Here is a 22030-nt window from a genome sequence, read left to right as displayed (position 1 = left end):
TTCTACTTATTGCCTTTATTATTAATTAACTTATTTAATAAATTTTCATCTATACCTTCATAGCCTATGCAAATTTCTTTATTATATCCTCCGTGAAAATCACTTCCACCTGTTATGGATAACTTATATTTTTTACTTAAATTATAAAATAAATTTACTTGATCCTTTGAATGACTTGGATGGTAAACTTCGATTCCATTTAATCCATAACATTTTAATTCTTTTATAATTTTTTCTACTGCCATACTTTTATATATTTTGCCTGGATGTGCTAAAACTGCTATTCCACCAGCCTCTTTTATAACCTTAATAGCATCTTTATAATTTAATTTTTCACCTGAAACATATGCCGGCTTTCCTTTTAAAAGATATTTTAAAAACGCCCCTTTAAAATTCTCCTCATATCCCTTTTTAACAATTTCATTTGCAATATGAGCTCTTCCAATAGATAAATTATCTTTTATAATATCATCAATATTTAAATATATTCCTTCATTTTCAAGTTTATCTATTATACTTTTTGCTCTTTTTATTCTAGATTTTTTTAAATTATTTACTACATCATTTAAATTTTTATTATCTATATCTATAAAATATCCTAATATATGAATTTCAAATTCATATATTTCACTACTAAACTCTATACCAGGTATAACATTAATTCCATCATTATTTCCTCTAGTTATATATTGTGAATCAATAGAATCATGATCTGTTATAGAAATATACTTAACTCCATTGTTTTTAGATACTTCTAATATTTGTTCTGGTGTTAGTTTGCCATCAGAAAAGGTGGAATGTAAATGTAAATCTGCGTACTTCATATAATTACACCATCCTTATCTATATAATGACTATACCACTTTTAAATTTATATGTAAATTAATAAAATCTTATAAATATTTCAAAAAAAGAGTGGCAAAATACCACTCTATCTTTTAATATTAGTCTTCTGCTAATACTTCCTCATAATAAGCTCTAACTTTATCAAACTCAGCTTCATCAGGTACTATTAGTTCTTCATTTTCTTCTGAAACTCTAAATAAATATACTGAATCATCATCCATATTTTTAGCTAAAACATATTCATTTTCTTCAAATTGAAAAGCATCTATAATTGGACATGATACTGTATTTCCTTCATCATCTACTAAATCTACTACAAAATGATCGTGATGGTCTTCTCCACATCCACATCCTTCTCCATACTCATGGTGATGTCCGTGTCCTCCACAACATTCATGGTTTTCATCGTGATGATGTCCTCCACAACACTCATGTTCTCCTTCATGATTGTGATTTCCACATCCGCATTTATTTAATTCTTTATCCATTTTCATTCCTCCTTATAATTAAGATACATTACTTAACATTATATTTTAATTGTAACCTTATTTAAGTTAAAATAAAAGCTAAATTTAAAACTTTTCTATTTGTATAATATATACTATAAAAAAAGTGGTTTAAAAAACCACTTTAAAATATAATTCCATATACTATAGCAGATACTATAGCTCCTAATATAGGTGCTACAACTGGTATCCAAGCATACTTCCAATCTGATCCACCCTTACCTGGTACAGGTAATATAAAATGAGCTAATCTTGGTCCAAAATCTCTTATAGGATTTATTGCGTATCCTGTTGGACCTCCTAAACATAATCCTATAGCCCATATAAGTATTCCTATAGCTAAAGGTTGAAGCCCATCAACAAAAGGACTTGATGATATACCTAATATTCCAAACATTAATAAAAATGTACCTATAAATTCAGTTATAAAATTCCACTTTGGATTTCTTATTTCTGGAGCTGTACAAAATACTCCAAGTTTTGTAGCTTTATCTTCTGTAGCCTCAAAATGATTATAGTATGATAATAGAACTAATGTAGCTCCTATAAAGGCTCCTATAAATTGAGCTAATATATACATTGGCACTTGACTCCAAGCAAAGTTACCAGTAACAGCTAAAGCTAAAGTTACTGCTGGATTAAAATGTGCTCCACTTATAGTTCCAAACATAAATACTGGAACAGCAACAGCAAACGCCCAACCTGATGCAATAACCATCCATCCTGAATTAAAACCTTTAGATTTCTTTAAAACAACGTTTGCAACTACTCCATCACCTAATAATACTAATATAGCAGTTCCTATAAGTTCAGCCATAAATGTTCCTAAATTCATTAAAAACTCCTCCTGTTGTAATAAATTATGTCATTAAAATAGCCCCTTTATTTATTAAAGCTAAAGGGGCTTTATGTTATAACTTATAATTAGTATGCAGCTTTAAAGATATTGATTATATCTTGCTTATTTCCTTTTCTTGGGTTTGAGAAAGCATTTCCATCTTTTAAAGCCATTTCAGCCATGTATTCGAAATCTTCTTCTTTTATTCCCATATCTCTTAATCTAGCTGGAATTCCGATATCAGTTGAAAGCTTGAACATAGCATCTATTGCTTTTTGTGCAGCATCCATTACTGATAATCCTTCAATATTTTCTCCCATGAATTCAGCTATATCAGCGAATTTTTGAGGGTTTGAAATTAAGTTATATTTTTCAACGTGTGGTAAAAGCATTGCATTTGCTACACCGTGAGGCATATCATATAATCCACCTAATTGGTGAGCCATAGCATGTACATATCCTAAGTTAGCATTATTAAATGCCATACCAGCTAATAATGAACCGTAAGCCATGTTTTCTCTAGCTACTAAGTTTTCTCCTAAAGCAACTGCTTGTCTTAAGTTATTTGATATTAATTTTATAGCTTGGATTGCAGCAGCATCTGTTACAGGATTAGCATCCTTTGATACATATGCTTCTACAGCATGAGTTAATGCATCCATTCCTGTTGCAGCTGTAAGTCCTGCTGGCTTACCAACCATTAACATTGGGTCATTGATTGAAACTAATGGTAAGTTTCTCCAGCTTACGATAACGAACTTAACTTTTGTTTTTGTGTTAGTTATAACACAGTGTCTTGTAACTTCACTAGCTGTTCCTGCTGTTGTATTAACTGCAACTATTGGAGGAAGTGCATTTGTTAATGTTTCAATTCCTGCATAGTCATAAAGATCTCCTTCATGAGTTGCTGCTATACCGATACCTTTACCACAGTCATGTGAGCTTCCTCCACCAACTGTAACTATCATATCACACTTTTCATCTTGGAATATTTTTAATCCATCTTTAACGTTTGTATCCTTTGGATTTGGTTCAACTCCATCGTAATAAGCAACTTCTATTCCTGCTTCTCTTAGGTATTTTTCAGTTAATTCAACTGCTCCACCTTTTAATCCTCTTAAAAATTTATCTGTAACTATTAAAGCTTTCTTTCCACCTAATATTTTACATCTTTCACCAACTACTGTTATTGAGTTAGCTCCCATAAAGTTTACGCTTGGTACTAAATAATCGTACATTCTCATCTTTAAATTCCTCCTAGATTTGTTTATATATTAATTTTAAAATATTAATATTCTTTACTAAAAGCATCAACTGCAGCTTGTGCAATGGCCATATCTTCTTCGACAGTTCCACCACTTACTCCAACTGCTCCAACAACTTGTCCATCAACTATTATTGGGAATCCACCACCAAATGGTACGATTCTTTGATTGTTTGTAAGTTGTAATCCGTAAAGGCTATCTCCTGGTTTTACAACATCTGCAATTTCATGACTTCCTTGTTTTAAACAAGCTGCTGTATAAGCTTTATTTATAGCTATATCAATGCTTGTTATGAATGCATCTTCCATTCTGTGCATTAACATTAAGTTTGCACCCTTATCTACTGCAGCAAATATAACTGGAACATTCATTTCAGTTGCTTTTGCTTCAGCTGCTTTTGCCATTTCCTTTACTATTTCTAAACTTAACTCTTTAACTTCATTTAACTTTTTCATAGTAATCAATATCCTCCTTTACATTTCTTCAAAATATCTTGCTATTGCAAAAAGTGTATCTGATAAACGATTTATATATTTTGAAACTTCTTCCCTTAAAGATTCTTCTCTCTTTAAAGTTATTATTCTTCTTTCAGCTCTTCTACATACCGTTCTTGCTATATGTAAGCTTGCTGATATTTCATTTTTTCCTGGTATAACAAATTCTCTTAAAGGACCTGTTATTTCCATATATTTATCTGTTAGTTTTTCTAAAGTCTCTATATCTTCTTTAGTAACTATTTCTTTTAAATATTTAATTCCGTTTTCATCACTTGCAAGTTCAGCACCTAAATTAAATAATTTTTTTTGTATATTTCTAAGCTCTTCTCTTTGTTCTGTTAATTGAATTTTTGAGTAAGCAAAACCTATTGATGATATTAATTCGTCTACAGTTCCATATGCTTCAACCTTTAGACTATCTTTATCAACTCTGCTTCCTCCAAATAGTGCTGTAGTTCCTTTATCACCTGTTTTTGTGTAGATTTTATACATATTAATTACTCCTTAATATTATTTAAAAGCTATACCTTTAACTAATCTTCCTGCATTAGAACCTAGATCTCTTAATTTACTGTTATCATCATCTAAGTTCATAGTAAATAAAGGTTTATCTTTTTCTAACTTATTTAGTGTTAAAGTTATTTTGCCCTTACTATCAATTCCTATACCAACTAAAAGTTTAGATTGCATTGATGCTAAATGACTAAGTTCTTCAGAAGTATTACATTCTTTAGCTTTTAAATCAAAAGGTATTCCTTCTTCTTCTATTCCCCATAATACTTCATCTAATCTACTTAAATCTTTTAAATCATTTGAATAATATACATATATACTAGGAACTTCATACTCATAAGCTTTCATTACCATTGCCATACTAAATTACTCCATTTCATTGCAAGATAATATAAGTCCAGTAGCAACAGCATTTCTTGGTCCCTCTGTTCCTCTTATGTTTCCACGACCTGCTACTACACCATATTGTGATAATGAATCTGTAACTAATTGAGGAGTTTCAAAGTCTAATGATGATCCACCAACTAATACTACAAATTCAATGTCTCTTATATTTCCAGTTGGTGAAACTATACTTAAAGCTCTTAGGCAATTTGTTACAAATACCTTTTCCTTAGCTCCTCTTCTTATAGTTCTTATTTTTTCTATAGAAGTTTGTCCATCTATCGGAACTAAAGTTCCATCTTTTATTATTACAACTTTTGAAAATACTGATGGATCTAAAGGTTCTTTAAAGAATTCAACTGTTCCATCCTCATGTCTTATATGGAAAAGACTTTCAACTTTAGCTAATGGATATTTTTTTATATCTTCTGCTAAATTAAATGAATCAAGTCCTAATTCTGATTTAATAAGCATAGTTACCATATTTCCAGCACCAGCTAAATGTATTGATGAAATTTTTCCTTCTTTATTTATAATTGATGCATCAGTAGATCCTGCCCCCATATCTAATATAGCAAGCGGTGTACTACTTCCTGGAGTTGTAAGTGCTCCACGAATAGCCATGTCAGCTTCTACTCCACCAACTTCTACTGGTACATTAAGTTCTTCTCTTAGCTTATCTGCTATCATTTGCATTTGTAGTTTATCTGCTTTAACCATAGCAGCTATTCCAACTGCATTTTCAAGTGAAAACTCCTCTGCAAGACCACCCTTTACTTTTTGTGGGATAAAAGTATCAACTGCTAAAAGGTCTTGTATTTTTATATCTGATATTTTTTGCTTAGTAAGATTAGCCATAACTTGTCTTACTCTTTCAAGCATTCCACCAGCATTTGTACCAGCTTCTCCCTTTACATCTTGTATTGGTACACAAGCTCTTACAGCATCCATTATTTTTTCTGCACCGTGTTCTACATCTACACTTTCTTTACGATTTAACCCATCTATATTTATACATCCTGCTGGTATTTTCTTTTCTTGAACATCTCCCTTTGGAGTTTTAATTACTACGGCTGATCTGTTTCCTATAAGAGCTCTTGATATTGGAACTATCATTTTTGTTTCTTCAGCTGTTAAATTAAATACTGTTGCTATACCATAAGGATTAGCTAGACTTTCAACTACTTCTCCTTGACCGGCAACTTCTACAGCAGCCTTCATATTAACTGGCACTTTTTCAAGTAACATAACTTCATCTACAATAGGAATAGTATTATCTAATCTATTGTTTATAAGTACTCCATCATCTCTTTGAACTATTGCTGCTGTAATTTTTATGCCTCTTCTTGTAGCATGATTTATTCTAGCTGCTGCTTCTAGGAAATTTATTTTGCTTAATATAAGTGGTATAAATGCATCATCTTCTGATAATTCATTTTCATTTATATTTTCTAGGTCTTCTATATATATAGTTTTTCCTGTTCCAATTCCTATTCCACCTGGTGTTTGTGGGTTATGTCCTATCATTGTTGACTCTGTTATTATAGTTTCAGTTATAGTTTCCATAGCAACATCACCTATAACTGGAGCTGCTTCATTTATTCTAACTAAATCTAAATTATCAAGAGTTAAAGATACTTTTTTTAATGCTTGTTTTAGGGAATCAAATACACCTTCTATATTTTCTTCAGTACCTTTTATACCTGTTGTAGGAACTATACCGCTTGAAAGAAATTCTATTTTTCCATCTTCTATTTTTGATAATGCTGTTTCCGTAGTAGCATTACCAATATCAACACCTGCTACTATTTTCATACTTTCCTCCTGAAAGAAATAAATTATTCTTGTCTTAATTTATTTCTCTTTTCGTATACTTCTACTGCTTCTCTTACGAAATCTGCATTAACTTTTGCTCCATATACATTTTCAAGTTCATCTGCAATCTTTAAAAGATCTTCTTTAGTTGAACGAAATGGTCTTAACGCATTGTACATTTCAAGTATTCTATCATCTGGAACTTTTATAAGTTCAGCAGCTCTTCTAAGGTTTCTTGCTATTGCAGCTCTATTCATACCTTCAGCTATTTGAGCTTGCATTTCTAATGTTTCAGGTGATATTCTAACGTCTTCTGGTTTAATATCTCCATTTAATATATTTTCTAATGTTATATCATTTAAATTTTTTCCAGTTGGTGTGCTTATATCCTCTGGTCTTTTAGTTGCTAAAGGGTAATCTTTAGGTCCCATTTTTTTCGCTTCCATTAAGTCTCTCTCCTTATCCTTTTAGAATTTAACTTCTATTTGTACTGGTTTTGCTCCATTTACTACATGCTTAGTTTCTTTTATATGGTATAATGCTGCTATTGCCATAAATTTTGGTCTAGCCATTTGGTCATTTTTTGTAGGTACTGGAGTTGGTGATTCTCCTTTTGCATATTTAGCTGCATTTTTACCGATTAATCTAAAAGTTTCTAATGTTAATAATGGTGCTTGTGGGAATAATTCTAAGTTATTTAAAGGAAGTAAGTCTTTTTGGTGAATTACTGTTGTTCCTTTAGATTGAATTCCTATACCAATTCCTGATCCACTTAATTTTGCTGCATCATTTGCTATAAATGAAACATCTGATGTTCTTAATATTCTAACAACTCTAGCATGTAATCCTTCTTCTTCAATACCTGCTATAAGTTCTCTTAAAATATCTTTGTGATCTATATTAACTAATGTATGATGTTGAAATTTTTCAAATGCTGGGGCAAGTCCAATCACAACCTCATCCGCTCTTGTTCCAACTTTTGCTTCTCCTACTTCTGTAAGAGTAAGCTCTGGCATAACAAATTTATTTGCTCCATTTTCCATATGTATACCACCTTTTCTTATTCAATATCTTCTGGTTTTATTACGTTAGGAATATTTTTAATTTCTTCCCATCTTTCTTTACTTAATCTGTATCCTGTTCCTGGTCCTTTATAGTCATTTACATCATTAACAGCACTTATTACATCAAAATCTCTATCAAGTATTGCTGATGTTTGAAGATAATCTCCAGTAACTCTTTGCTTAAGCATATTTAATATATTGTTTGCTACATCTTCAAATCCATTTGAACCTAAAGCTTTAACAATATCTAATCCTGTTATTCTCTTCTTAAGCATTTCTTCTGCAGCCTTTAAATCTTCAACTACATTTCTTTCTGGCATATCTTTACTTCCATGTGCATAAGTTGCAGCTATAACTTCTTCATCAGTTATTTTAGGGAATCCAAGTTCTCTAAATACTACTTGAATAGCTTTTGCAGCTTTATTTCTTATTGCAATTGTTTCTTCTTCTGATACTGGTCTTAATCCACCATCTACCATTAAGTCTCTTTGAAGTACATTATAATCATCAAAATCTTCCGCATCAAAGTTTGAACCTGCAAACATGTTATCATAGTTTGGAACTGCACTATATCCTGAGAATATAAAATCTGTTCCTGGAAGCATTTGCATTAATGTTCTAGCTGTTCTTCTTATATCTGAATGTGAGAATGTTTGGTCATTAGCTGATGCTACTTCTATATCAAGCATTGAAGCTATTAAGTTTTCAGCAAGTACTGCTCTTATTCCTGATGGAACTGCTCCTGTCATACCTATACAACTAACTGCTCCATTTTGAAGTCCTTGAACTCCAGCTCCTTTAGTTATGTAAATACATCTTGATTCTAAGTAAAGCATTGATTTACCTTCTGCATATCCCATTAATGCTTCTGAACCAGTTCCTGATGTATATCTCATTTTAAGTCCTCTTGAAGCATAAGCTGATGCTAAAAATGCTTTTGACCATGGAGTATCATCTCCATCTGTAAATACTGACTCTGTTCCATATACTGAAACTGTTTCTGCATAACTTGTAAGTCCTCTCATTCCAAGGTCAAGTTCTGTAGCTTCCTCAACTGAACATTGAGTTAATACTCCAGGACGACCAACTTGTGAACCTATAAGTATTGCTAATGCATTAAATGGTGCATATCTTACTATACCAACTGTAGTTTCTTGTTCTGAGAAACCTCTTATACCAGCTTCTGCTGCATCTGCTGCAATTTGTACTGGATTATCTTTAAGGTTTGTAACGTGACATTGGTTTGATGGTGTTTTTCTAGCTCTCATCTTTTGAAGTGCCATCATCATCTCAACAACATTCATATGAGTCATAACTTCAACAGCCTTAGCTGGAGTTATTGCTGTAGTTATTTTAACTATTTCATCTCTACCAACATTTATATCTACTAATTTTCTAGCTATTTCAACTGAATCTAATTTCATAGCTTCTTCTGCATTTTCTAAATTTATTGCATAGTCAGCTATGAATCTGTCTATCATATCAAAATCTTCTCTTTTTTTACTATCTAATTCTACTACTATTCCATTTTCTATTTTTATAGATGACTTTGGATCATTAGGACTTTCCATTGCTATTAGACCTTCATCAGCCCATTCTCCAATTAAACCATCTTGATTTACAGGACGTTTTGCTAAAGCTTCAAATCTTTTTGATTTCACTGTAAAATTCCTCCCTCAGAATATAATTACGTTATATAATTGCATTTGTTATTTTTTTATCGATGTATACATTTTAATATAATTAAAATAAAAATCCATTAAAATTTATTGTCTTCTTCTATGACTATATTGTTTACTTTTTATCAACGAAAATAGTACTTTTTTGTCTTTTAGAAAAACTAGAACTTTTTTGCTATTCATATAACAATAAAAGGGAATGTATAAAATTTTATACATTCCCTTTTATTGTTATATTATTTCTCTATATCTTTTAGGCGTTAAGCCTTCACTTTTTTTAAAGACCTTTATAAAATAACCGCAATCCTCAAACCCCAAGTCTAAAGCAATATTAAGAATAGGAGTGTCCGTTGTCTTCAATACTTCCTTTGCATATTCTATTTTCTTATTATTTAAATATGTATTAAAATTTATTCCCATTTCTTTTTTGAATAACTTACTAAAATAACATGGACTCAAATTACAAATAGATGCTATTTTATCTAAAGTTATGTTTTCTTTAAAGTTATTCTTTATGTAATCTATTGCTGTCCTAATCTGATTATTATTAGAATTTGAAGTTTTATTATTACCTTCTTTATTTTGAACAGTATTATTTAATTCATTATAATCGTTAATTTTATAATTAACAATTATCTTTTCAATTATATCACATATTTTTTTAGGATTTATTGGTTTTAATATATAATCATCAACTCCAAAGCTTACTGCTTTTCTAACTATACTTAAATCATCATGAGCAGTTACCATTATTATTATCTTATCTTTATTGTATGCTTTTATTATTTCAGTAGCTTTACATCCATCTATACCTGGCATTTTTACATCCATTATTATTAAATCAGGATTATATTTTTTATCTAAATCAATTGCTTCCCTGCCATTTGATGCTTCTGCAACTATACTTAAATTATCTATTGATCCTAATATTACTCTTAATGCTTCCTTTTCTAAACTTTCGTCATCAACTATCATCACTTTTAACATTTTTATCAACTCCAGCTAAAACTTCTATCAAAAAACTTTATTTTTATAATAGTTCCTTCCCTAACTTTACTAATTATATCTATTTTATAATCTTCACCATAATAGTTAGCCATTCTTTTATTTACATTATTAATTCCTATTTTATCTAAATTATTATCATATTTAGTTTCTAATTCCTTTTGTACTTCATATAATCTTTCTTCTGTCATTCCAACACCATTATCCTTTATAATAATACTAAAACCATCTTCTTCTTTTTCAGAATATAATAAGATTTTTCCACCTTCTTCTTTATTTTCAATTCCATGAACTATAGAATTCTCTACAAATGTTTGTATAGTCATAAATGGAACTTTTTTTTCTATAAATTCATTATCAACTTTAATATCATAATCTAATCTTTTTCCAAATCTCACCTTCTGAAGACTTAAATAGGACTTTATATATTCTAGTTCTTCTTCTAAAGAAACTATCTTATCAGATTTTTTTAAAGTGTATCTTAACATGTTTGATAAATTATAAATTACTTCTTGTGTTCTAGTTGCATTTTCAATTATAGCTAAAGATGAAATGCTATTTAAAACATTAAATAAAAAATGTGGATTTATTTGAGATTGAAGCGCTTTAAGTCTACATGCTTCATATTCTTTTTCTAATTCAGCTTTTTCTCTCTTTGCTTCTATTATTTTTATATTTTTATCATTCAATTCCTTTTGAGCCATTTTAAGTACAGCTTCTTCAACTATATAGTTGCTTATATGAAACATCATATTTGCTGTAGCTTTTATTTTTTCAAACTCAACTATCGGTAATTTTCTATAAGCCTCTAAAAATTTTTTATTTTCTTCATTATCTAAGTCATTTAATTTATTTTTAGTTGATACTATATCTTCTAATTCTAAATTATCTTCTTTTGCTAATACTTGTCCTGCCATTACGGAACCTAAATATTGTCCGTCAACTATTATAGGTGTAGCAAAATCAATTAGACCTTTATGACATTTATATATATATGGTTTTTCAAGCCTTGCTGCTTCAAGCCCTCCTCTTGAATCACACCTTTCACATAATTCCGAATATGATTTTTCTTGTCTCATAAGATTACAGAAATCACTACATTTACTATGTTTCGTCGCGGGTTTGCCTTTATAATCTACTGTTATTATTGATATTCCTGTTGCTTCTGCAATATCATCTTGAATTTTTTGAAATATATCTATATCTATGACATCATTCAAATGTAGAATTTTTTTACCCATATTAATCTCCTATTACAAATAAACTTATTTAATAAATTTATTTTTTAAGCTTTTAAATTTTATTAAATACTTATTTATTATACTTTGCAATAACGATAAATTTCAATATATTTTTTAATCTTAATAAAAAAGACTAGATAAGAATTAACTTATCTAGTCTTTATATTTAATAAGCTATTATTTTCCAGCTAATTTCTTGTAGCCTTCTAATCTTTCCATAGCGTCATTATAAGTCTTTTCAAATAAAGCATCAGCAGCTTCTGGGAATGCCTTAGCAAGTGAAGCATATCTAACTTCTCCCATTAAGAATTCTTTGAAATCTCCCTTTGGCTCTTTTGAATCTAATGTGAATGGGTTCTTATCAGTTCCCTTTAATTGTGGGTTATATCTGTACATAGCCCAGTATCCACATTCAACAGCTCTTTGAGCTTCTAATTGGCTGTTACCCATACCAATCTTAATTCCGTGGTTAATACATGGTGCATAACCAATGATTAATGATGGTCCTGGATATGCTTCAGCCTCAGCTATAGCTTTAAGAGTTTGGTTCTTGTCAGCTCCCATTGCTATTTGAGCAACATATACATATCCGTAGCTCATTGCTATCATACCAAGATCTTTCTTCTTAGTTTTCTTACCTGATGCAGCAAATTTAGCTATTGCAGCAGTTGGAGTTGATTTTGATGATTGACCACCAGTGTTTGAGTAAACTTCTGTATCAAATACAAATATGTTTACATCTTCTCCTGATGCTAATACGTGGTCTACTCCACCAAATCCGATATCGTATGACCATCCGTCTCCTCCGAAGATCCATTGTGATGGTTTTACTAAGAAGTCTTTTTCTTTTAAGATTTCTTTAGCAAATTCATTATCTAATCCTTCTAAAGCAGCGATAACTCTATCAGCTCTATCTCTAGTTCCTTCTCCGATTTCAACTTTTTCAACCCAAGCTTTAAGAGCTTCTTTAGCTTCTCCTTCTTCTAATGATTCGATAGCTAAGTTAGCTTTTTCAACTAATCTTTCTCTTATAGCTTTTGCTCCTAAGAACATACCTAATCCGAATTCAGCATTGTCTTCGAATAATGAGTTAGCCCAAGCTGGACCGTATCCTTTATGGTTAGTTGTGTATGGAGTTGAAGGTGCTGATCCTCCCCAGATTGATGAACATCCAGTAGCATTTGCTATCATCATTCTGTCTCCGAATAATTGAGTTATAAGTTTAGCGTAAGCAGTTTCTCCACAACCTGCACAAGCTCCTGAGAACTCGAATAATGGTTGTTCAAATTGGCTACCCTTAACTGTATTTTTATTCATTGGGTTCTTCTTAACTGATACTTCATGTGTTACGTAATCCCAATTAGCAGCTTCTCCTTCTTGAGTGTTAGCTGGCTTCATAACTAAAGCTTTTCCTGGAGCTGGACAAACTTGTGCACAGTTTCCACATCCTGTACAATCAAGTGGTGAAATAGCCATTGTGTAGTTCATTGGCTCTTCTGTCTTTAATGCTCTAGCAGCAACAATCTTTAATCCTTCTGGAGCGTTGTTGCTTTCTTCTTCAGTTAATAAGAATGGTCTAATTACAGCATGTGGACATACATATGAACATTGGTTACATTGGATACATTTATCCTTATCCCATTCAGGTACATTTATAGCTATACCTCTCTTTTCAAATGCAGCAGTACCTTGTTCAAAAGTACCATCTTCCATTCCATCGAATGCTGATACTGGAAGTTCAAATCCTTCTTGTCTATTCATTGGATCAACAATGTTTTTAACGAATTCTGGTCTTGGTCTTCCTTCTTCTTTAACTTCATCTTTAGCATCTTTCCATGTTGCTGGAACATTAATTTCAACAATTGATTCAATTCCTTTATCAATAGCTGCATTGTTCATATCAACAACTTTTTGACCTTTTTTACCGTATGAAGTTACAACGGCATCTTTAAGATATTTAACAGCGTCTTCTACAGGGATAATGTTAGCTAACTTGAAGAAAGCTGATTGCATTATCATGTTAATTCTTCCACCTAATCCGATTTCTTGAGCTATCTTAACAGCATTTAAAGTGTAGAACTTAATGTTGTTTTCAGCAATATATCTCTTATATGAAGCTGGTAGATGTTCTTCTACTTCTTCTGGGCTCCAGATAGTATTTAATAAGAATGTTCCATTCTTCTTTAATCCTTCTAGAACATTATATTTGAATACATATGATTGGTTGTGACAAGCTACGAAATCAGCTTTATTTATTAAGTAAGGTGATTTAATTGCTTTCTTACCAAATCTTAAGTGTGATACAGTTATACCACCTGATTTTTTTGAGTCATATGAGAAATATCCTTGAGCATACATATCTGTATGGTCTCCGATGATTTTTATAGCACTCTTATTAGCACCAACAGTACCGTCTGATCCTAATCCCCAGAACTTACAAGCTGTAGTTCCTTCTGGAGTAGCATCGATATCTTCATGAACTTCTAATGAAGTGTTAGTTACATCGTCAACTATTCCTATAGTGAATCCATTCTTTGGTTCATCTTTAGTTAAGTTTTCATATACTGCAGCGATATGACCTGGGTTTGGATCTTTTGATCCTAATCCGTATCTTCCACCAACTATTACAGGTGCATTTTCTACTCCGTAGTATGCGCTCATAACGTCTAAGTATAATGGTTCTCCATTACATCCTGGCTCTTTAGTCTTATCTAAAACAGCAATTTTCTTAACTGAAGCAGGAATAACTTTCTTTAATCTTTCAACGTCGAATGGTCTGTAAAGTCTTACTTTAACAACCCCAACTTTATTTCCGTTAGCATTTAAGTAATCAACTGTTTCTTCACATACATCTGTACATGATCCCATTGCTACGATAATTCTATCTGCATCAGCAGCTCCATAGTAATCGAAACAGTGATATTCTCTTCCTGTTAACTTAGTGATTTCAGCCATATATCCTTCAACGATATCTGGAACAGCATCGTAGAATTTATTAACAGCTTCTCTTTCTTGGAAGTAGATATCAGGGTTTTGAGCAGTACCTCTAGTTACTGGGTGATTTGGGTTTAATGCTCTATCTCTGAATGCTTGTAATGCTTCCATATCAACTAATGGTTTTAATTCTTCTTGATCTAAAACTTCAATTTTTTGTATTTCATGTGAAGTTCTGAATCCATCGAAGAAGTTACAGAATGGAACTCTTGATTTAATAGCTGATAAATGTGCTACAGCTGATAAATCCATTACTTCTTGAACTGATCCTTCTGCAAGCATAGCAAATCCAGTTTGTCTTGCAGCCATAACGTCTTGGTGATCTCCAAAGATGTTTAATGCTGAAGTAGCTAATGCTCTAGCTGATACATGGAATACTCCTGGAAGTAATTCTCCAGAAATTTTGTACATGTTAGGAATCATTAATAATAATCCTTGTGATGCAGTATAAGTAGTTGTTAATGCACCAGCTTGTAATGATCCGTGAACTGCTCCTGCAGCTCCAGCCTCTGATTGCATTTCCATAACCTTAACTGGTTGACCGAAAATATTTTTTCTTCCTTGCGCTACCCACTCATCAACGTGCTCTGCCATTGGTGATGATGGTGTTATTGGATAGATAGCTGCAACTTCTGTGAATGCGTAAGATATATGAGCAGCAGCTGTATTACCATCCATAGTTTTCATTTTTCTCATCGCGTGACCCCTCTTTCTGAAAATAAAAATCAACTTTTTAAATTCTTTTGTGTATCAATAAAAAGCTAGGAACTTCTTATTAATCTTATATAAAATAAAATTATATATTATAGCAATAATAAATGCATAAAATACAATTTTATTTAATATCTGTTTAAGTTTAATGTTAAATTAATAAATAAATTAACTTAACACAAACTTTCTCTTTTATTATATAACACTATTTTAAATTTGCAAGAGTGTCATAAGCTTTAATACACTAAATTTTAGTGTTAATTTTTTAACTTTTATTTTTTCTTATCTCTTAGCTGTAATACTACTTTTTATCACATTTATAATCTCTTTAACTCCGTCATTCATCTTACTATTTTCCATATTTTTAATAAGTTCTTGTTCATTTTCTTTTAACATTTTTATTCCCTTTAAAATTCCGTCCTTTTGAACTTCCTCTTCTTGCATAACAATTGAAAATCCTTCTTTCTTAAATGAGTTTGCATTCAAGATTTGGTCTCCCCTACTTGCATTTTTTGAAAGTGGAATTAATAGTGTTGGTTTTCTAAGAGCTAAAAATTCAAATATTGAGTTTGCTCCTGCTCTTGAAATTATATAATCTGCATAACTCATTAAATGGCTTAACTCCTCGCTTACATACTCAAACTGTTTATAACCTTCAATATTCTTCATGCTGTCACATATATTACCTTTACCACAAATATGAATAATATTATTAAATTTCAGAATATTATCTATATTCTCTCTTATGGCGTCATTGATTACTTTTGAGCCCAAACTCCCCCCCATTATTAATATTACGTCTTTTTCATTTTTAAAGGAACAAATCTCTTTCCCTTTTAACTTTGAACCATTTAAAATTTCTTTTCTTATAGGACTACCAGTCAATACCCCTTTATTATTTTTAACAAACTGTAAACTCTCCCTAAATGTTACACATAATTTATCACAAAATGGTGATGCAAGCTTATTTGCAAGACCTGGTGTAATATCTGATTCATGAGAAACTACTGGTATTTTAAGCATAGAAGCAGCTATAACAACAGGAACTGTAACAAATCCCCCTTTTGAAAATATAACATCTGGTTTCTCTTTAGATAATATTTTTCTAGCTTGAACTATTCCTTTTAATACTTTAAAGGGATCTGTAAAATTTTTAACATCAAAATATCTTCTAAGCTTTCCTGAAGATATTCCGTAATAAGGTATATTGTTTGATGTTATTATTTCTTTTTCTATACCATCTGTACTTCCTATGTATTTTATTTCAAATCCTTCTTCTTTTAATGATGGAACTAATGCTAAATTTGGAGTAACATGACCTGCTGTTCCCCCACCAGTCATTATTATTTTATATTTACTCAAAAAATATCCTCTCCTTATTTTATATTTATTATATTCTAAAACTCTTTATAGATAATTGAATATTTCTATTTCCATTAAATTCATTTACTTCTGGATAGTATAATATATCCATCTTAAAGTTACAATATCCTACATCTTGAAGCTTTAAAAATTGTTCTTTTCCATATTTATTTTCATACAACTCTTTAAAGTAATCATATTTATTAAAATTTACACCATCTATCATTTTGCCATCTTTCATTTGAATTTTGAATCTTAAAAATTTCTTTTCTTTTCCCATAAATATTACTCTTTTTATAAGTATATCTTTTACAGCAAATATAGGACTATTATTTCCTTTCCCAAAAGGTCTCATATCATTAATCTTTTCTATTATATTAAAATCTATATATTCTAATGATAAAGGAGAATCTATAATAACCTTTGGTATTATGTCATCTTCTGTCAATGTACAATTTTTATTTAAAGTTTCCTTAAGTAATTGTATATTTTTTTCTTCAACTGATAAACCTGCTGCCATTGGATGACCACCAAACTTAAATATAAGTTCTTTGCATTTAACCAATTCTTCAAACATATTGTATTCTTCAATGGATCTTCCTGATCCTTTTGGCATATCTTTTCCTCTAGTCATAACTATACTAGGTAGATTATACTTCTCTCTAATTCTTCCGGCTACTATTCCAGCAATACTTTCATGTATATCCTCTTGATATACTAATATTACCTTTTCTGATTCTTTTTTAGTAGCTTCTATTTGTTCTATTACCTTTTCAGTGCTTTCAACTGTTAATTCTTGTCTAGTTTCATTTAAATCATTAAGTTTAATCGCTAATTCTTTAGCTCTTTCATCATCTTCTGTTATTAAAAGTTCTAAAGATATATCTGCAATTTCTAGTCTACCAGTAGCATTTATACAAGGGCCTATAACAAATCCAAAATGATATTCTGATATTTCTTTACCTGAAAGTTTTTTAACTTTTATAAGCTCTTTTATACCTTTTTTATTTGTATTATTTATAAGTTCCAAACCTTTTTTTACTATTATTCTATTTTCATCTAAAATATCTACTACATCACAAACTGTTGCAATAGCTGCATATTCTAAAAGTTCTATAATTTCTTCCTCATCTTTGTTAAAAGCTTTATATAATCCTTGAACAAATTTATATACAACACCTGCACCACAAAGACTTTTAAATGGATAACTACAATATTCTCTTTTAGGATTTATAACAGCATCTGCATTTGGCATAATATTTCTTTTAATTCCATCTTCTTCTATAAAAGGTATGTCGTGATGATCTGTTATTACAACTGATAAACCTAATTCTTTTGCATACTTAACTTCTTCAATAGCTGATATTCCATTATCACATGTTAATAAAATTTCAGTTCCTTCATCCTTTAAAATTTTGATTCTATTTGAGTTCATACCATAACCTTCGTTTTCCCTATTAGGTATATGATAATCAAAGTTTGCATTTAAATTTTTAAGTGCTTTATAAAGTATGGCGGTGCTACAAACTCCATCACAGTCATAGTCCCCATATATTACTATCTTCTTCCCTTTTTCTATGGCATCTTTTATTATATTAACTCCTTTTTCTAAGTCCTTCATTAAAAAGCTATCATACATATCAGAAATTGTACCACTAAGAAAAAGAGAAGCGGATTTTTTATCAGAAATTCCTCTATTAGCTAATAACCTTAATATAAGACTATTTTCATTAAATTCTTTAGCTAAATTTTGAAATTCTGATTTTTTATTTCTTACTAGCCACTTCTCTTTCATTCTAATTCACCTTTTTATTTCAATAAATTATATAACATTTCTTCTCTTAAAATTTCAGCTTTATCTGAACCTAATTCTTTTAATATTGTATAAGCAAATTCTAATGCAGTTGCAGGACCTCTACTTGTTATTATATTTCCACTTACAACAACTAAATCTTCTTTGTAATTTGCTCCTTTTAATTCATTCTCGAAACCGGGATAAGATGTAACGCATTCCCCATCTATTACAGAAGCTTTTTCTAAAACAATTGGAGCTGCACATATAGCTGCAACCTTTTTATTATTTTCTAATAAATTCTTTATTAAATTTATAACTCTAGAATCATCTCTTAAATTAGTAGCTCCTGGCATTCCACCTGGAAGTATTAACATATCTACATTTTTTATATCATCAATTAAAACATCAGCTTTGACTGTTATATTATGTGCTCCAGTAACATATTCTTTTTCAATTGATACAAGTTCACATTCTATATTAGCTCTTCTTAAAACATCAACAACTGTTAATGCTTCAATTTCTTCAAAACCATTTGCTAGTAATACACAAACTTTTTTCATAAATACTCATCCTTTCTAAAATTAATATTTAATTATATTGTATAGTTTTTATTTCATCATCTAAAGAAACTATCATAATATCAGTTCCTCTACCTGCTCTATTTTGTAATTTTATATCAGTTAAGTTTATTTCTTTAGTATCTTTATTAGATGTTATTAATGTAAAAGTCTTATCAAAATCAGTGGTAATTGCTATTTCATCATTATTAATATCAATAACTTTAGCATATATAACTTCATCATCTTCTTTTAAACTTATTCCAGTTACTCCTGATGCAATTTTACCCATAGTATTTATATTAGATGATAAGAAACGAATTGCCATTCCTTTTTTAGTTATAAGTACTATTTGACCATTATTTACTTTACTTATTTGAACAGATACAACTTCATCATCTTCATGCTTTAATTTATAATATTGAGTTTCTGAAAAATTATTATTAAACTCATTTAATAATGTCTTTTTTATAAGACCACTATTTATAGTTGCATAAACTGCTAAATCATCACTATATTCTTTTAAAGAAACTATTTTAATAATTTTCTCACCTTTTAATAAACCATCAATTACTTTATTTAATTCAATATCATTTTTAGTAACACTATCTATTATAAATGATTTTACTTTAAATGATTTACCTTTATTTGTGAATAATAATATATCACTTAAAGTATCAGTATAAGTTTTTAAATCATCATTTTTATTCATTCTTGAAAATACTTTTAAAGTATTTTTATTAGTTACACCGACTATAAACTCTTTAACTTCTAATTTATCTACATATTTACATTCTATAACCTTATCTTTATCTACAAGTTTAAATAATTCACTTCCTAATACATTTCTAGGAGTTTCTATTATTTCTTTAAGTTCTAAATTAAACTCTAATCCAAGTTTAGTTTTTACTTTTAAGAACTCTTTATTTTCTTCTTCATTTAATACAATTACATTTATAACATTTTCTTCATTTTTAAGTTTTAAAGCTTGAAGCTTAGTATATGAAGTTTGGAATTTATCTAATGATGTTTTCTTTATTATTCCTCTATCTGTTATAAATTGAACATATTTATTAGGACTAAATGTAGTTTGAGATGTTACAAATAATATTTCCTCTTCCTCTAAATTAATAGTCTTAATTAAAGTATCTAACTTTTCACCTTTATCTTTCCATTTACCCTCCGGAATATTTATACCTTTAATTTGATACATATTACCTTTATTGGTAAATAGTAATATGTTGTCTCTTGTATTTGATTCAAATAAAAACTTAAGTTTATCTCCTTCTCTATACTCAATAAGATTTACATCTTGATTTGATCTTATATAATTTTTAGTTGGGATTCTCTTTATAAATCCATCCTTTGATAATGTAACCATTACGTCTTCAATAACTATAAGTTCTTCAACATCTATTTTTGCTTCACTATCATCTTCTATAATTTTAGTCCTTCTATCATTTTTATATTTATCAGTAACCTCTTTAAGTTCTTTTTTTATTACTTTTAAAAGTTCTTTTTCTTCTGATAATATTTTCTTTAATTTTTTTATTAATTTTAAAAGTTCCTCATACTCTTTTTTAAATACTTTTATTTCAAGACCAGTAAGTCTGTAAAGCATAAGTTCAAGTATTGCACCAGATTGTATTTCTGTAAATCCAAAATTATTAATTAGATTTTCTGATGCATCTTTTTTAGATTTTGAAGCCCTAATTGTTTTTATAACTTCATCCATAATATCTATAGCTTTTATAAAACCTTCGACTATATGAAATCTCTTTTCCGCTATTTCAAGCTCTTTTTTAGTTCTCCTAGTAACTATCTCTTTTTGATGGTTAACGTAATGACTTATTATAGTCTTAAGTCCCATAGTTTCTGGTTTTCCATTAGCTAATGCAACCATATTAAAACTTATATTACATTGAAGATCTGTTCTTTTAAATAAATATTTTAAAACTTTTTCTACTTCAACTTCTGTAAATGCTTTTTTAAATTCTATAACGGCTCTAATCCCATTTCTATCCGATTCATCTCTTATATCTGTTATTCCCTCTAAAACTTTAGCATGCTTTTTATCAGCTGTCATTTCTGAAATTACTTGAAGAAGTTTTGATTTATTTCTTCTATATGGGAATTCAGTAATTACAATACCTAACCTTCCATTTTCTAATGTTTCTATAGATGTCTTAGCTCTACAAGTTACCTTTCCTTCACCTGTTGCATAAGCAGATTTTAATGAATTTTTACCAATTAATACTCCACCAGTTGGAAGGTCTGGACCTTTTATGTATTCCATAAGCCCTTCTGTTGTTATTTCAGGATTATCAATATATGCTAATACTCCTTCTGTAACTTCTCCTAAATTATGTGGAGGTATATTGGTTGCAAGTCCAACCGCTATCCCAAAGGTTCCATTAACTAAAAGATTTGGATATCTACTTGGAAGCACCGTTGGTTCCATTTCACTATCTGAATAGTTTGGAACCATATCAACAGTATCTTTATCTATATCTCTTATCATTTCCATTGCAATAGGAGCAAGTCTTGCTTCTGTATATCTCATAGCAGCAGCTCCATCTCCATCTATTGAACCCCAGTTACCATGACCATCTATTAGAGGTTCTCTAGTTGAAAAATTTTGCGCAAGTATTACCATAGCATCATATACTGATGAATCCCCATGGGGATGAAATTTACCCAAAATATCTCCAACTATTCTTGCTGATTTATAATAAGGTCTATCTGGAAATGCCTTTAAAAGATAAGCTCCATAAAGAATTCTTCTATGAACTGGTTTAAGCCCATCTCTTACATCTGGAAGTGCTCTATCTTTTGCAACTTCTATAGCATAAGGCAAATAATTATCTGGCATAGCTTCTTCAAGTGGAACTCTTATTATATTTCTATCTATCGGTATATTATTAACTTTTTTAGCCATAACATTACTCCATTTCTATT

The 22030-nt window shown here is 30.0% G+C and carries 18 protein-coding genes; all 18 read right to left on the bottom strand.

Features of this window, described 5'->3' with window-relative positions; all coding sequences use genetic code 11:
* Positions 1–2 precede the first annotated feature (2 nt).
* Positions 3–824 carry a PHP domain-containing protein gene (locus tag AC4FQW_RS00410; RefSeq protein ID WP_303128400.1) on the bottom strand — a complete coding sequence of 274 codons (822 nt, stop codon included), beginning with the start codon at positions 822–824 and terminating at the stop codon, positions 3–5.
* Between the two features lie 120 nt (positions 825–944).
* On the bottom strand, positions 945–1334 hold the full coding sequence (locus AC4FQW_RS00405; RefSeq protein WP_491146756.1) for a DUF1292 domain-containing protein: 390 nt from the start codon (positions 1332–1334) through the stop codon (positions 945–947).
* Between the two features lie 142 nt (positions 1335–1476).
* Positions 1477–2187, bottom strand: a complete 711-nt coding sequence (locus AC4FQW_RS00400) for an MIP/aquaporin family protein (protein ID WP_303128398.1) — start codon at positions 2185–2187, stop codon at positions 1477–1479.
* Between the two features lie 89 nt (positions 2188–2276).
* Complete coding sequence (gene dhaT / locus AC4FQW_RS00395; RefSeq protein WP_303128397.1) at positions 2277–3434, bottom strand: 1,3-propanediol dehydrogenase; 1158 nt, start codon at positions 3432–3434, stop codon at positions 2277–2279.
* Positions 3435–3478: 44 nt separating this feature from the next.
* Positions 3479–3910 (bottom strand): GlcG/HbpS family heme-binding protein, encoded by a 432-nt coding sequence (locus AC4FQW_RS00390; RefSeq protein WP_491146755.1) that lies wholly within the window; start codon positions 3908–3910, stop codon positions 3479–3481.
* An 18-nt stretch (positions 3911–3928) separates the two neighbouring features.
* On the bottom strand, positions 3929–4444 hold the full coding sequence (locus AC4FQW_RS00385) for a cob(I)yrinic acid a,c-diamide adenosyltransferase (RefSeq protein WP_491146754.1): 516 nt from the start codon (positions 4442–4444) through the stop codon (positions 3929–3931).
* Between the two features lie 18 nt (positions 4445–4462).
* Positions 4463–4825 carry a glycerol dehydratase reactivase beta/small subunit family protein gene (locus AC4FQW_RS00380; RefSeq protein ID WP_303128393.1) on the bottom strand — a complete coding sequence of 121 codons (363 nt, stop codon included), beginning with the start codon at positions 4823–4825 and terminating at the stop codon, positions 4463–4465.
* A gap of 6 nt (positions 4826–4831) precedes the next feature.
* Positions 4832–6664 (bottom strand): diol dehydratase reactivase subunit alpha, encoded by a 1833-nt coding sequence (locus AC4FQW_RS00375; RefSeq protein WP_303128392.1) that lies wholly within the window; start codon positions 6662–6664, stop codon positions 4832–4834.
* A gap of 23 nt (positions 6665–6687) precedes the next feature.
* Positions 6688–7110, bottom strand: a complete 423-nt coding sequence (locus tag AC4FQW_RS00370; protein ID WP_303128391.1) for a diol dehydratase small subunit — start codon at positions 7108–7110, stop codon at positions 6688–6690.
* Between the two features lie 21 nt (positions 7111–7131).
* Positions 7132–7707 (bottom strand): propanediol/glycerol family dehydratase medium subunit, encoded by a 576-nt coding sequence (locus tag AC4FQW_RS00365; protein WP_303128387.1) that lies wholly within the window; start codon positions 7705–7707, stop codon positions 7132–7134.
* A 17-nt stretch (positions 7708–7724) separates the two neighbouring features.
* Complete coding sequence (locus tag AC4FQW_RS00360; RefSeq protein ID WP_491146753.1) at positions 7725–9389, bottom strand: propanediol/glycerol family dehydratase large subunit; 1665 nt, start codon at positions 9387–9389, stop codon at positions 7725–7727.
* A 249-nt stretch (positions 9390–9638) separates the two neighbouring features.
* The gene (locus AC4FQW_RS00355; RefSeq protein ID WP_491146752.1) at positions 9639–10394 is read right to left on the bottom strand and encodes a response regulator; all 756 of its coding nucleotides are present in this window, start codon (positions 10392–10394) and stop codon (positions 9639–9641) included.
* A 5-nt stretch (positions 10395–10399) separates the two neighbouring features.
* Positions 10400–11653 (bottom strand): sensor histidine kinase, encoded by a 1254-nt coding sequence (locus AC4FQW_RS00350; RefSeq protein WP_491146751.1) that lies wholly within the window; start codon positions 11651–11653, stop codon positions 10400–10402.
* Between the two features lie 177 nt (positions 11654–11830).
* Positions 11831–15343 carry a pyruvate:ferredoxin (flavodoxin) oxidoreductase gene (nifJ, locus tag AC4FQW_RS00345; protein ID WP_303130911.1) on the bottom strand — a complete coding sequence of 1171 codons (3513 nt, stop codon included), beginning with the start codon at positions 15341–15343 and terminating at the stop codon, positions 11831–11833.
* A gap of 297 nt (positions 15344–15640) precedes the next feature.
* Positions 15641–16699 carry an undecaprenyldiphospho-muramoylpentapeptide beta-N-acetylglucosaminyltransferase gene (murG, locus tag AC4FQW_RS00340; protein WP_491148124.1) on the bottom strand — a complete coding sequence of 353 codons (1059 nt, stop codon included), beginning with the start codon at positions 16697–16699 and terminating at the stop codon, positions 15641–15643.
* 49 nt (positions 16700–16748) lie between these two features.
* On the bottom strand, positions 16749–18515 hold the full coding sequence (recJ, locus tag AC4FQW_RS00335; RefSeq protein ID WP_491146750.1) for a single-stranded-DNA-specific exonuclease RecJ: 1767 nt from the start codon (positions 18513–18515) through the stop codon (positions 16749–16751).
* A 14-nt stretch (positions 18516–18529) separates the two neighbouring features.
* Positions 18530–19075 (bottom strand): DJ-1 family glyoxalase III, encoded by a 546-nt coding sequence (locus AC4FQW_RS00330; protein ID WP_491146749.1) that lies wholly within the window; start codon positions 19073–19075, stop codon positions 18530–18532.
* A 28-nt stretch (positions 19076–19103) separates the two neighbouring features.
* A complete protein-coding gene (locus AC4FQW_RS00325) occupies positions 19104–22010 on the bottom strand; it encodes a DNA topoisomerase IV subunit A (RefSeq protein WP_303128377.1) in 2907 nt (968 codons plus the stop codon).
* Positions 22011–22030 lie beyond the last annotated feature (20 nt).

It is taken from the genome of Clostridium sp. TJA085, from assembly GCF_058310235.1.
Note: the sequence above shows the minus strand (reverse complement) of the source record. Positions and strands in the feature narration are given on the sequence as shown.